This window comes from Atribacterota bacterium, assembly GCA_028703475.1.
Taxonomy (GTDB): Bacteria; Atribacterota; Phoenicimicrobiia; order Phoenicimicrobiales; family Stramentimicrobiaceae; genus JAQVMU01.
Genome location: JAQVMU010000039.1, coordinates 1 through 14570, shown reverse-complemented (window position 1 = coordinate 14570; position 14570 = coordinate 1). Strand labels below are relative to the sequence as shown.

Below are 14570 nucleotides of genomic sequence, written 5' to 3'. Positions count from 1 at the left end.
TGGTGTTAATTGGTAAGAAAAAACTTTATATGTTATTTTAAGAATAGCATATACCTGGGTTTTAAGCAATGATTTTTTATATTTGACCTAACTGTTATAATAAGAAACAAATAAAGAAATAAGTCGATTATAATTTGCTTTGATGATATTTAAAACTGATAATACAAAAAATGTGACAATGATTAAAATAAAATTAACGGTTCCAAAATTATTATTACCCAATAACAGCAAGATGAAAGATAATAACCAGGTTCTGGATTTAGAATACCCTGAACCGGTTACTGTTGAAAGACTGTTAACTGACAATAGAATAGATACCAGATTTTTGGGCTTAATTATATTAAATGGCACAAAGAATGTGGACAAAAAATACCTGATTAAAGAATCCTGTAAAATAAAACTTTTTTTGCTGATGGGTGGAGGATAATGGAAAAGATTCCTGACAGTTTGATTGATGATTTAAATAAAAAAAAGGATATTTTTGCTGCAAAAAATAATATAAATAAAATTATTACTATATCTATAGATGAAATAAATAAATATGCAGAAAAATACTCAATAGCACCAGTTAATATTGAAATAGCATCTTTACAGCTTGATATTATGCCAACCCGTTATGAGCGTAATTACAATACTATAAATTTTTCTGAACAAATTCAACTGCTCCTCTCAACTGTTGCCGTTATTGGTTGTGGCGGGTTAGGTGGGAATATCCTTGAAATGTTAGCCAGGCTGGGAATAGGTAATTTAATACTCGTTGATGGGGATATATTTAATGAAAGTAATCTGAATCGTCAGTTGTTAAGTACAGAGAATTATATCGGAAAAGGTAAAGCAGAAGCTGCTGCAGCAAGAATAAAGCAAATCAATTCCAGTATCAACACCAGTACCTATTCCCTTTTTATTGATTCAACCAATTCTCAAAAAGTAATTACTGGTGCAAATATAGTAATTGATGCCCTGGATAATATACCGGCAAGATTTATAGTAGAGGCAGCCAGTAAGGATTTAAAAATTCCCTTTATCCATGGTGCAATCAATAATATGTTCGGACAGGTTAGCACTATCTTCCCGGAAGACAAAGGATTAAAGTCTATTTATGGTTCCCCGGAAAAATATAACAAAAGAAACATAGAAGACTGCCCTAGCGTCCCATCATTTACCCCTGCCTTTGTGGCTTCTTTGCAGGTAGCAGAAACACTAAAAATTATTTTGAACAAAGGTAGTCTGCTAAGAAACAAATTGCTTTTGGCTAACCTGGAAACAATGGATATAAATATTTTGGAAATGGAATAATGTTAGAAAATGTATTGCAGGAGCAGGTTTTTTGTTTTTAGTTTACAGTTTGATAGTAAGAAATACAATCAGTAAAAATGGATGAAATTTCTTTGTTACTTTGATCATTGTAGCAATCGAAAGATTATCGAGCATTCAGTATCACATATCAAGTATAAAGCGTATTCCATGAAGAAGATTAAACCAACGCATAGTTAACTGGTCTTCTTCCTTGCAACTTTATTTTATTATACTTTCTATCTTTCCGAAAATCGCTGACTTTAATATTTTCAGCTTACCCTGTGCCTCTTTTTTGGTCTTTCCTGTCATAGACATATAAATCTTAATCTTTGGTTCAGTACCGGATGGACGAATAGCATACCAGGAGTCATCGGAAAAAACACATTTTAAGACATCTGATTGGGGAATATCAATAATCTCTTTCTCATTTGTCTCATAGTCATATTGGAATGGAGTTTTATAGTCTATCTTACGGGATACTTTCATTTCCGGAATATCAGGAAACTCTTCCCGGAAGGAAGCCATAATCTCTGCCATCTGCTGTTCCCCTTCTAATCCTTCCAAAATAATAGAATCCAGATGCTCTAAGAAATATCCATGTCTTTCATAGAGTCTGTTTAGTATATCCAGTAAAGACAATCCTTTCTTTTTGTAATATGCAGCCATTTCGACAATCAGCATGGCACAGATAACAGCATCTTTATCCTGGACAAAGTTACCGGTCAGATATCCGATACTCTCTTCGTAACCAAACAAAAAGGTTTTTCCCTGCTTCTCTAACTCCATTGCTTTATTACAGATAAATTTAAAACCGGTAAGGGTATCATAAGTAGGAATACCGTAAGAATCGGCAACAACCCTGCCCATTTCAGAAGTCACAATGGTTTTCATAATAAATCCATTTTCAGGCAGATGTCCGTCTTCTGACTTTCTCTTTAATATATAATCAATCAATAATGCACCGGTTTGGTTGCCGTTTAAAAATAGATAGTTGCTTTTAGCATCAGGGGATTGGATTGCTTCATCGCTGTGCTCTTTGCTAGGACGAGAAAATAAAAAACTCTCCTCACAATGACTATGTGGTGAGATTGTATCTCTTTGTTTATCATATTGAGTGGTAGAAACTGCAAGTGCAATCCTGTCACAATCCGGGTCTGTAGCGATAAGGATATCGGCATTCATTTCTTTCCCCAACTCCACAGCTTTTCGAAAAGCATCCGGATTTTCCGGATTAGGAGAATCGACAGTGGGAAATTCAGGGTCAGGTTTAGCTTGTTCCTCGTCAACAAATACATTATTATAGCCAATTTCTTTTAATATTGTACGCACCGGTATATTTCCTGTACCGTGCAATGGGGTGTAGACAATATTGATATTTTTATCCACATCATGACTTAATGTTAATTCCATCACCCTCTTGTAATAAAGTCGGTCAATATCTTCACCGATATTAATCAGCAAATTACTTTTTTCAGCTTCTTCCGGAGATATAAACCTGATTTCAGAATAATCTATTATTTGATTTATCTTCTCGATTATCCGGTCAGCGACCTCAGGCAACACCTGGGCAGCATTATCACCATAAACTTTATAACCATTGTATTCGGGAGGATTATGGCTGGCTGTAATCACAATACCTGCTGCTGCATCAAGTTCTCTTACTGCAAAAGATAGTTCCGGTGTCGGCCTGATGTCTGTAAACAGATAAACCTTAATTCCATTGGCGGTTAATACTCCGGCGGCCCTTTCAGAAAATTCCCTGGATTTATATCGTGGATCATATGCTATCACTACACCTTTGGATGAAGCATTATCTATATTTTCCAAAAGATAATCAGCCAGTCCCTGGGTTGATTTTCCAACAGTATAAATATTCATTCTGTTGGTACCCATGCCAATCTTACCACGCATTCCACCAGTGCCAAACTCTAAATCCTTGTAAAAACGGTCCTGAATCTCATCTTCTTTATCAGATATCTCCTGAAGTTCATTTTTTGCCTCATTACTGAGTGTAGGGCTGTTTAGCCATTGCTTATACTTTTCTTTATAGTCCCTTTGAAAATCCAAGCTATTCCTCCAGTGCTTATGTAAAAATAATAGTTTTTTTATTAGAAAAAATCGTCACAATTATAATATTCTTTTAAAAATACTATTTAAATTATTTCTTTCAGTATAAAAAATATATTTGATAGCTATATTCTGATGTTTTTTCTGATGAAAAATTATTTATGAGTCTTTTATATTCCCGGTTATTCTTAGAAAGACTGCTGCGTTCTGTGGGTCATTTGTCATTATGCGTACCGCTTTACGAAATTCTCCTTCTTTAAGCTGACTTATATCAATTGAAAATTCCGCAGCGTATTCTTCTTCAGGTAAAATTATAAGAGGAGTGTTTATATTATGACCAAAAATATCTTCCGTAATGACCTCTTGAATTATAAGGTCAGCATCTCCGCTGTTTGTTATGGTAAATACAATTTCCTGTTTATCACTTGAGGAGAGGTCTCCGAGATTAAATGTCTGTTGAGATAATTCAATATCAGGGTTTGGAACCCGTAAAACAGTAATGCTTGTCTCGATTATTTTTTCCGGATTCTCCGGGTCATTTGTCTTCAATGTAATATTTTTGGTTACATCTCCCTCATAACCATAGGGGTCAAATGTAGCAATTAATTCTGCTTCCTCTCCCGGCTCAATCTCTTTTTCTGGTAATTCAAGTATCACACAGGCACAGGAAGAATAAGCCGATTCTATTATCAATTTTTGGTCACCTTCGTTTTTTATCCTGAAAGCATGAGAAGGCTGTTCGTCAGGGGGTACTTCACCAAAATACCAGCTTGCTTCTGAAAGAACCAGCTTTGGCGGGTCAGGGTTATTGCATCCAAAGAAAGAAGTTAGAAGTAAACCCATAATAATCAGTATCAATACACTTTTTATTCTATTTCTTTGCTGTAATTTAATCATTTAATACCCTTTATGTTGTTACTTTTAAAAATATACCTTATTCAAAACCAGGGGGTGGGGGACATACACCGCCATTACACCCGGAACCGTTCTTACTGCTATTAGTGCTGCAATGCATTATGAAGTTTAAGTACTGATAAAATGACCTTTCCTCTCTTGTATTAAACCTGGAGTATATTTTAGCAATACTTAGATCATATCTTAGCAAAATAACATTTGGAAATCCCTCCACATCATAACTTTCCAATACCTCTGTACCCTCTTCCACTAATATAGCAAGAGGAAATCCTTCAATATCCTGATATTTGTTAAAGCTATCCAGAAATTCTTCATTTCCATCTTCCGGTGGTGCTATTACTCCTATTATCTGATAAGAACTTCCCGGATTGCATTCCCTGAAAAAGGAAATAATATCATCCATTTTTCCTATAGAATTGGAGTCATCACCTTTTAGAAAGCATAAAACAACATAATCCTGCTGATTCCGAAACTGACTCAACTTGTATTCCTTACCATTTAAATCATTAAGCACAAAATCAGGTGCTGTTTCACCGGTCTTGATTTGAGCAAAAGATTGCATAGTAAAGCAAAGGGATAAAGATATTACCGTTAACAGTAATAATAATCCTTTTTTGATATCCGGCTTATTTTTTAATCTTAAATTTTTCATATTCATCCTCCTTCCTGATCCCTTTTATTTCTTTTATTGAACCAGGAATGATTGTATAATTTCCTTACTTAATTTATCCTGAATAAATATTACCGCATAATACCTGTCCAGCTCATCATCTGTTAATTCACTTAGATCTAAATCTGAAACAAAACTGAATTTTCGTTTTTCCATAGGAGTTAGCTGGCAGATATCCTGATTTTCAAAAATATCTCTTACTAAATAATAAAACTCGGTATCATCACCTTCAAAATACACTATCCCACTGATAAACAAATTCTGCAACAATGAATGACTTACATTTGATATCTCTCCCTCAATTACCATTTTTCCGCCATAAATACTTTGGTTGGCAGTAATGCTGATGGGTGAGAATTCAGTAAGATGCTTTTCAATTATCTGCTGGTATCCGTCATAATTCTCATTTATATCGCCACAATCACAGCACAATCCCTGTATTCTTTCAGACATTCCATTAAAAAAAGTATCAGGTGTTCCCTTTATCCCATCACCCACATACCAGTCATACCGTGCATTAGTTTCGGGAGTATCATGTCCGTCACCCCAGATATGAAGCTCTGCCAGGACAACTCTTCCAGGCTCATAACCCCAGGTAAGATCCTCCAGGCAAAAGGCAGCCTTCGGACAAGTGGCACAGTCAGCATTTATAAAAAGCTCAACAAGCAAATTTTTCGGCACAGATGTCACCCGGACATCTGTATTGCTTTCCGGTTCATCCTGGGAAGAAACAGCTACGGAACAGGAAAACACAACTAACAACAATGATATTAAAAATAGAAACAATCTATTAATTTTTATTATATTTTTATATTTATTCATAATATTATTATACCTAATTTTATTTTCACCTGCAAAAAGATATTGTTTTATTGTCAGAAGAACCGTCCCCATGACACTAGTAAGCATATATTTTAAAATTATATTTTCTTTTATATCTTTTTACTATATTTAAATATTCCTGCTTATTTTCACTGTTTTTAAAGATGTTAGTCCGATTATTACCTCTAACAATTATATGATATAGGGCACCTTCGTAATGTATCCTTGTTTTTCTTGACAAACTATTTCCTTCTTTATTTGTTAAACTGTTGCTCATACAACTAAAATTTGCCTTATCATATAGTTTAGCATAATTATAGTAGTAATACCATATTTTGTGAATATGTGAAGCCTGACCCCGAATATTTGATTATTTTTATTGGATTAGGTAGGATTGTAATACTTCCTTAGTTAGTCTGTCCTGGACAAATACTACACAATAGTACTTATCCAACTCACCCTCATCCAGGTTGCTTAAATTTAGCTCGGATACAAAGCTGAATTTTTTTTCTTCCATCGGGGCAAGTTGACAAACATCCTGGTTTTCAAAAATATCCTTCACCAGGTAAAATAATTCACTTTCATCGCCTTCATAATATACCATCCCGCTGAGAATCTGATTATGCAGCATAGAATGGCTTGCATTAGTAATATCTCCCTGGACAATAATCTTTCCTCCACAGATACTATAGCCAGCATCTATTTGAACAGGTGAGTTCTTCTCCAATTGTTCATCAATAATTTCCTGATAGGCAGAAACATTTTCATCAATGTCTCCACAATCACAGCACAGTCCTTGTATTCTCTCAGAAAGTCCATTGAAAAAGGCATCGGGAGTCCCCTTGACACCATCCCCTATATACCAGTTATAGCGGGAATTAGTCTCTGGTATATCATAACCGTCACCCCAGATGTGCTCTTCGACTAGTATTACCTTTCCCGGTTCATAATTCCAGGCAAGTTCTTCCAGGCAAAAAGCTGCTTTCGGACAGCTAGTACACTCTGCATTAATAAAAAGCTCAATTAATACATTTTTTGGAACTCCAGATGAGCTGGAACTGGTTTCCCTTCCTTGGCTTTCCTGAGAATAAGCCATAAGGGGAATAGTAATCAAAATAATAAATAAGAAAAAAATTAAAATTACTCTAATAAATAAAACCTTTTGTTTCATAAAAATATTATACCCAATCACAAATAATACTGCAAAATTCTTTCGGGGTCAGGCTTCACAAGTTCACAAAATAATAGATTTTGACTAAACTGATGATTTTTGTGAACTTGTGAAGCCTGACCCCGAATATTACTCTTAATTTATAAATAATGATTGACGGATAATTTTTTTGCCAGTTGTTTCCTGTACAAAAATAACTCCATTTAATTTTTGAACAGTCCAGTTTATATCTTCTAAAATTATTTCAAAACTTCTTGTTTCTCCTGCAGCTAAAGAGGTAACAGTGATTTTTTTATCATCAAAAATATCTGTTACCGCATAAGGGAAATCACCCCGGCTTCTAAAAATCATTCCATTAATAACTAAATTCGATAAATCATTATCACTGATATTTTTGATTGAGCCGCTAATGGTTGAAGTACCATTGGTTTCTGTTCTAGCTGCCTGAATTGTTATTTTTGGAGTAGCACTCAATTGGGCTGCAATTCTACTTTTAATGGCTGAATAACTCGCATTCCCAGTAAGTGGGCTATAAATCAAACCATTAAACAATATTTGAGGAGTACCACCTGATAGAGAATACCAATCATATCTATCTTTACCATTTTGAGTTTCGTAACTAAGCCAGGGAATTATTTCTACTAAAATCATTTCATCTCTACCATATTCATTAGCTAACTTTTCTAGATGTGGTTCAACAAGTTTACAATAACTACAACCTTCAGCAACATAGGCTTCTACCAATACTACCTGTTTAACTTCCTCTTCTCCTTCACCTTCACCTTCTCCTTCTCCTTCAGCTCCGTTGGGAGTACCTATGCCATCACATCCGGTAATTGCAAAAAATGCTAGAGACATTACAAGCAATAATACAATAATTTTTTTCATTTCCTTTTCTCCTTTTTCTTATTCATTAAATTAAAATAGATTTAAAAATATATTTTTCACTACCTCTATATTGTTTCTCTAATCATTCCTGAATTATATAAATTTTTGCCCCGGTTCCCAAAGAACCATAATGGGCAGATATATTTCTGGGACCCGGGATATCTGGTGCGGTATAAGTTGTCTGCAAACTAATAATAGGATTTAACTTACCTACCCCACATGATTTGCTCCATTCAATTTTTTTACCATCTAGAGGAATTTCATTTTTAGAAAAAAGGTCATAACCTTTTACAATAAATTTTTGACTTTCTCCTGTTTTTATTTCTATCTCATTAGGTTCAATTTCAATTGAAAAAAGTTGCTGAATTTCATACTCAAATTTACAACAAACAGGTTCCTGGAAATCTTGCGGGTAAATAACATCATTAATATCCTTAAATCGAACGTAAATAGTTTTGACGCCTGATTCCATATCCGTTCCATACAAACCATTAGCAATATTAAACTGGTCATAATTTTCACTATAAGCTACCCATTCTGACCAATCTTTACCATTACCACTAAATGACATTGAGGCAATGTTTGTTTTTTCTGTGAAAATACTGAATTCTGGCGTACAATCTTTGATAATATCGGTATTGCCTTTAATAATTATATAAGCATTAGTGGTAATACTATTTTCATTATCATCTTCAAGACCGGGGATGACAAAATCACCATGACAGGCATTAAAAAATAACAAAATGATAACAAATAAAAAAACAAAAAATAATTTCCCACTTTTTTCTGTATTCATCATAAAAAATATTATATATAACAAAAGCTATCTTGACAAGGAGTTTTGAAAGAACTATGAAAATATAATGACTGAATTTAAAAATAAAAAAATACTATTTTCAATTGCATTTCCATAACATGATAGTTCTATAAAGTAACAAGAGAAGGATGGATACACTTTATCCTTCTCTTGTTACTACTTCTTCATTAAATTTAGTCTAAACCTGATATTTATTCCTTTTATAAACCAGCAGATTCTTTGATAATAACGAAATTTGAACCAACCGGATATACCTGAGTATCCTGATCAATTTCCCAACCAGGCAATTCATTAAGATCATCACTGATCTCATTTACCCAGTAAGCAGTATAAAAATAAGCTTCATCTAAAGTTACTTCACCATTTGCATTTGAATCTGCATGGTAGGGATGACTATAATAATCATAACCGCAACCATCACATAATACCCGGCTAAACAAACCAAAAGGATTACCCTCTGATGGGATTAATTCTACGCTTGTTTGTATTGAAAGACATGCAGTTAAGACTTGATATTGGGATGTAGCCAAATCTCTTTCAGTAAATGATTTTGCCATAAAGGTATTGATAATATTACTATTATAATCTTGTAAATAGTCTGACATGCTCTCTTGGTTTATTTCCCTGCCAATAAAGCCCCCTGAATGACAGGAATCGATAAAAATCACTTTTGTACCTTGGATGGCACTCAAGGCAGTTTCCAAATCATTTACACTAATTGCAGTGCTGGTATTTAAATTATAATCTGTAGGACATAAATATGATACATCATCATTATCTAAAGTACCATGCCCAGTAAAATAGAAATAGGAAATATCATCTGAATCTGCTCCATCAAAAGCATTTGCTATTCCAGTTAATATATCACTTTTGGTAGCTTGCTGGTCTTTTAACTCACCAATTAAGTTTGGTTCAATTCCGGAATGTTCAAGTGTATCACGCATCATATCAACATCATACGGAGGTGCAGGCAAATCTGGAATATCTTCACTTATGTAATCTCCTACTCCCACCAATAATGCACGGCGGACTGTGGAACCCTCAATGTCTACAGTAAAATCCCAATCTTCACTCCAGGACATGGCTATCAAGTCTCCATTTCCATCATACCCATAGCCCCAAGAGTTCCAATAATATTCGTGACCGGAAACCAGAGATGCAGCACTTCCGTCATCATTATAGGTAACATTTGAAGTAGTCATATCATCAAAGTAACGCCACCAGGCTCCGCTTACAGAAGTATAATCATATATCCATAAATCACTGTCTCCGCTTACAATGGAACCAGATGGAAAATCACTTAACCCTACAGGATTCCATGCAAAGCTTGGGATTGGTTCAGTAATAGGAAATTCATCTACCGGACTATCTAATGAGCAGGGAGGCAACCAGGTATTAATAGTCATTTCATTACTGCGATATATCTCTTCTTCCGGTTCACCATTATTGCTATTATAAGCAGTAATATAATAGGTGTAAGATTTACCTTCAGTTTCAATAGAATCATCATCAAAGTAAAGCCAATCATCAGAAGATGGATTTTCCAAAGTATAATATAATTCATATTCCGATTCCGATGAATTTTCTTTTCTATATATTTTATAACCACTTGCATCAGGAAAACTGTTTGGCCATCCTATTTCAATATAATGCTCTGTACTGCCTCTTTTAACTGATAGTGGTTTGTTAATGGAATAGCTATCCTTAATTATTCCTTCTGATTTTAAATATTCAATCTTTTTCTCAAGGATAAGAGGTTCGGTAATCTGATTGGTTATAGCTATAGCGTAAAGACGGTCAGAAACTGTTATAATAAAATTTTGAGTCGACTTTTTTCTTCCATCACTTACTTCTACTGAAATATCGTATTCTCCAGTTTGATACCAAGTAGGTGTCCAGGTAATTAAACCTGTTGCAGGTTCAATGAACATAGCTACAGGACCTGTAGCCAATGAATAAGTCAAAGTATCATCATCAGCGTCAGTAGCTTCTACATCATAGACGTATTCTTCATCAACAGTAGCAGTTGTAACTGGCTCTGATGTTACAATGGGGGCATGATTTACAGGCCCTCCTCCTCCACCTCCGCCGCCACCGCCGGAGATTCCCTCACTGAAGGTATCAGACAGGCCGTTAAAAGCGATAAAGGGAGTATGTTTGGTTCCTGAGACATACCAGCTGAAACGCTCTTCGGTCTCAGGGGTGGCTCCGGCCAGCCAGCCTTTTAACTGGACTAAGATGACCTCATCGGTGGAATATTCATCAATCAGATCTTCGACAATGGGGTTGATGGCCTTACAGGCAGGACAGCCCTCTACGTTAAAGAGCTCCACCAGCACTACTCGACCGGTAGATTCTCCGGAAGATTCCTCTTCTTCCCCTTCTGAGGGTGGAGTGGGAGGGGCAATGCCCTGACAGCTGAGAAACAATAAAGACAGGATAAATAAAGGAATAAGCAAAAATGAATATCTTTTCATCTATAACCTCCTACTGGATGAAGATGGCTTGGTAGATTTCCTTGTTCTCGGACTGGGTTTCCTGAACAAAGATAATGCCGTTGAGTTTGCCGGAATTCCAGGAGATACCGGTTAGCTGGAAGCTAAATTCCTGGGTCTCCTCAGGGGAGAGAGAGGCGATGGAGACTTTCTGTTCCTCGAAGACGTCGATGACCTGGTAGTGGGAGCCGGTTTCACCTTCATCGGTAATGAGCATACCGTTTATCACTAGATCGGTAAGGGTCTCATCCGAGGTGTTGGTGGCCGTACCGGTAAGGGTGGTCTCCTGTGAGGTGCTCTGCCGGTTGACGGTGAGGGAGATTTTGGGGGCACGGGCTAGCTGGGTTTCGATCTTTTCTCTGACCAGGTCCCGGTAGTAGTCATCCTTGTCGGTTGAAGAAAAAGCCAGGGAGTAAAAAACTAAGAGAAGCAAAAGAGAAAAGATGAGAAAGATGGGGTAGTGTTTTTTAAACATAAGGTTCCTCCTTATTAATAATTAATAATAATAGAAATTAGGATATATATTTCTTAATTCGGAATCGAAAATGAACCTCCCCGTAGCAGAGCTACGGGGTATCTGAAATCTAATTCTAATACAAATCATATTTATTAGTCGCAGCAGAGCTGCGAGGAATTAGACCCTAAGAGATTAAAAGCAGTACCCGTAATCTGAGTATTTTATTTAAGGACCCAATATTTAACTATTCAGATTTTAAGGTAATTTTCAACTTATATATTTACCTGCCTCACTTGCAGCTTTAAATATTTAGCATACCAAAGCATCTGATATTTTTTAGTATCAATAAACTACATTTCATGTTGTGTTGTTTGGCCTATAATATTATTTTTAATATATCGAAGTAGAGGGGGAAAGTCAAATAATTTTAAAGTGGGGCCAATTTCTATAAAATTTAGCCCCACTTTTGTTGTTTTTACACTATTTCTTTGTTGGAAGGTCTATCATTAATTCTGCATCTGAACTGCTTATTTGTCTAATATCCGAATAACTAGACTCATAAGACATTTCGTTAATTGGAGTCATTGTGTTTCCATCTATCTCACATACTGTCCATAAAGTCCCATCTTGATTAGATGGTACATTATAAGTTGCAATAAGTTCTGAACCACTATACACTTGAACATAAGCACCTGAATTAGCAAGAGCAAAACTATTATCACTATTCCTATTACTATAATCATGAACAGAAAACCTATAGACTCCAGGTATTTGTTGATAAATAGTTGTTGTTTCAGGTCCAAAACTATTTGTATCGTCCCTATCCAAATCAGCGTATGTTATTCCAGAGTAGGTATATGTTTTATTAGCCCAGTAGACATGAAATCTGCTATCCTCAGATGTGGGACCAGTCAAATGGGAATCTAAATCATAAGGGCTCTCTCCCCATCTCAGTACAAATCTTGTTTGCTCTTCAGAAACATTAGGTGTTATTGTAGCATCCTGATTTTCAGTTGTAGTTCCTCCAATACATATAACTGTAAAATAAGTTGTATTGTAACCTGTCCCACTTGCCTCTGCAGTATAATAACCAGCATTTAAATTTGAAAATTCATAATATCCTTCATTACCTGTCAGGGTTGACGTAATAACTGTGCCAGTCGTAACATTTAGTCCTTCCCTTAGCCCTATTGATATACCACTAACCCCATTACCGTTTAGCGCGTTTGATATTGTCCCATTAATATTACCTTCTCCAGAATAATTTTCATCAATTTGAAGTATAGTTTGAAGATAGTTAGTGATTCCTTCCTCAACTAACACGTTTTCATGTATTGCTGTAATATAGCCAGTCTTAATAAATTTAACTTTATAAAGACCAGGAGGAACTGTTAAGTAATAATCTCCTGAAGAATCAGTTAAATCTGAATATATTAATTCATCTCCATTATAAGCTTCTACTGAAACACCTTGTATTGCATCATCAACAACAGCATCAATTACTTTACCCGAAATATATCCATTTGATGAACCACCACCAGCCTGGGCTAAGGGCGGGTCCGTACATAGATCAATCAGCGTATATTCCGGACTGGTCCAATGATAGGTCAGGGCTTCCACTTCGATTCCAGCGCTTACTTCCAAACCAGCATTGAGAATCCACCAGGGTATCTCTGAAGTATTGGCATGTAAATCCAAATAACCAAAGATGTTACAATGGGGACCGGCTAAATTGATGATCATACATTCCAATTGTGGTCCGGCATAAGCTTTGACATCAGCCCCGGCAGATAGAGTCGGTTCATTATAATCAAAAGCAGGGTCATAGCTGGCAATGGGTTGCCATTGTCCATTGGCCAGTTCAATCCCTGCAGTGAAGGTATTGGTCTGGGTTACATCTGTGGTAACCTGGGCATAGATATTACCCTCTATCCCTATTATGAGATCGATTTGCGGGGTGAGGTAAATAACCACCGGGCCTAACGGCACAGGTATGGGAGCAAAATAAAGGGTAAATAATTCATAGGATTCATCAAAACTGGCTAAATTTCCACCTACAGTGACTTCGATATTCTCCTCTATGTTGACAACATTCTTAAATACCAGGCTTTGTAGTTTGAACCACCTTATCTCTCCATCAAAGATAATATCATAATCAAAACTAAGTAAACCAGTAGCTTCGATATTATCGTATTTGGTATCAGGGTCATCATCTCCATCATAGAGCAACGCATCCAGTGAATATTCAAAATCATAGATACCCGGTGAGCGGCTGGTTCCAGCAAGTGAACGAACTCCTTGGACATGAGAAACACTTCTGGAAACCTCATCGGGTGAGAGAGATTTTGTCATTTCAAAGTCACCTTGTTCTACCGCATCCTCTAATTTTGCCGGCTCAGTCTGAACACTAACTTCGCTGGATTGCCTGCTTCTCGACACCGAGACAACCTTTCTCAGTAATCCATAGGGAGTTTGCGGTGTAATTCCCATTACCAAAACATCCCCCGGCTGAAGTTCCTCCAGTTGAGTAGTTGTCTGAGCAAAGGTCACCGAGGAATGGTCAGGGGAAACATCAATTAGTTGATCCTCTGTTTCTTCATTAGCAACTTTAGTGGTTTCTGGTATTTTTACCGTTGTTCCTGGAGATCCTCCTCCACCTCCGCCGCCACCGCCGGAGATTCCCTCACTGAAGGTATCAGACAGGCCGTTAAAGGCGATAAAGGGAGTATGTTTGTCTTCAGGGATATACCAGTCAAAACGTTCTTCAGTCTCAGGGGTAGACCCCTTTAGCCAGCCTTTTAATTCTACTAATATAACCTCATCAGTTGAATATTCTTCTGCCACCTCTTCTACAAGGGGGTTTAATGCCTTGCTGGCAGCACATCCCTCTACATTGAAGAGCTCCATCAGCACTACTCGACCGGTAGATTCTCCGGAAGATTCCTCTTCTTCCCCTTCTGAGGGTGGAGTGG

Annotated in this window: 12 protein-coding genes; 2 read left to right on the top strand and 10 right to left on the bottom strand. The window is 36.4% G+C overall.

The window, feature by feature from the left end; all coding sequences use genetic code 11:
* The first annotated feature begins 178 nt into the window (after positions 1-178).
* Positions 179-427: a hypothetical protein gene (locus tag PHQ99_05465; protein ID MDD4289017.1), complete on the top strand. Its 249-nt coding sequence runs from the start codon at positions 179-181 to the stop codon at positions 425-427.
* Positions 427-1296 (top strand): HesA/MoeB/ThiF family protein, encoded by an 870-nt coding sequence (locus PHQ99_05460; protein ID MDD4289016.1) that lies wholly within the window; start codon positions 427-429, stop codon positions 1294-1296. Before PHQ99_05465 ends, PHQ99_05460 begins: the two co-directional genes overlap by 1 nt.
* 219 nt (positions 1297-1515) lie before the next feature.
* Here the strand turns inward: PHQ99_05460 and PHQ99_05455 are convergent, their stop codons facing one another.
* The 10 genes from PHQ99_05455 to PHQ99_05410 form a co-directional block, all read right to left on the bottom strand.
* On the bottom strand, positions 1516-3363 hold the full coding sequence (locus PHQ99_05455) for a phospho-sugar mutase (protein ID MDD4289015.1): 1848 nt from the start codon (positions 3361-3363) through the stop codon (positions 1516-1518).
* 159 nt (positions 3364-3522) lie between these two features.
* Positions 3523-4260, bottom strand: coding sequence for a DUF1573 domain-containing protein (locus tag PHQ99_05450; GenBank protein ID MDD4289014.1), 738 nt, complete (start codon positions 4258-4260; stop codon positions 3523-3525).
* 37 nt (positions 4261-4297) lie between these two features.
* Positions 4298-4930: a redoxin domain-containing protein gene (locus PHQ99_05445; protein ID MDD4289013.1), complete on the bottom strand. Its 633-nt coding sequence runs from the start codon at positions 4928-4930 to the stop codon at positions 4298-4300.
* 33 nt (positions 4931-4963) lie between these two features.
* A complete protein-coding gene (locus PHQ99_05440) occupies positions 4964-5770 on the bottom strand; it encodes a hypothetical protein (GenBank protein MDD4289012.1) in 807 nt (268 codons plus the stop codon).
* Between the two features lie 376 nt (positions 5771-6146).
* Complete coding sequence (locus PHQ99_05435; protein MDD4289011.1) at positions 6147-6941, bottom strand: hypothetical protein; 795 nt, start codon at positions 6939-6941, stop codon at positions 6147-6149.
* A 135-nt stretch (positions 6942-7076) separates the two neighbouring features.
* The gene (locus tag PHQ99_05430; GenBank protein MDD4289010.1) at positions 7077-7829 is read right to left on the bottom strand and encodes a hypothetical protein; all 753 of its coding nucleotides are present in this window, start codon (positions 7827-7829) and stop codon (positions 7077-7079) included.
* An 82-nt stretch (positions 7830-7911) separates the two neighbouring features.
* A complete protein-coding gene (locus tag PHQ99_05425) occupies positions 7912-8628 on the bottom strand; it encodes a hypothetical protein (GenBank protein MDD4289009.1) in 717 nt (238 codons plus the stop codon).
* A gap of 218 nt (positions 8629-8846) precedes the next feature.
* Positions 8847-11123 (bottom strand): caspase family protein, encoded by a 2277-nt coding sequence (locus PHQ99_05420; GenBank protein MDD4289008.1) that lies wholly within the window; start codon positions 11121-11123, stop codon positions 8847-8849.
* Positions 11124-11133: 10 nt separating this feature from the next.
* Positions 11134-11616 carry a hypothetical protein gene (locus PHQ99_05415; GenBank protein MDD4289007.1) on the bottom strand — a complete coding sequence of 161 codons (483 nt, stop codon included), beginning with the start codon at positions 11614-11616 and terminating at the stop codon, positions 11134-11136.
* A 462-nt stretch (positions 11617-12078) separates the two neighbouring features.
* Positions 12079-14570, bottom strand: a 2492-nt coding sequence (locus PHQ99_05410; protein ID MDD4289006.1) for a carboxypeptidase regulatory-like domain-containing protein, incomplete at its 5' end; no start/stop codon positions are given.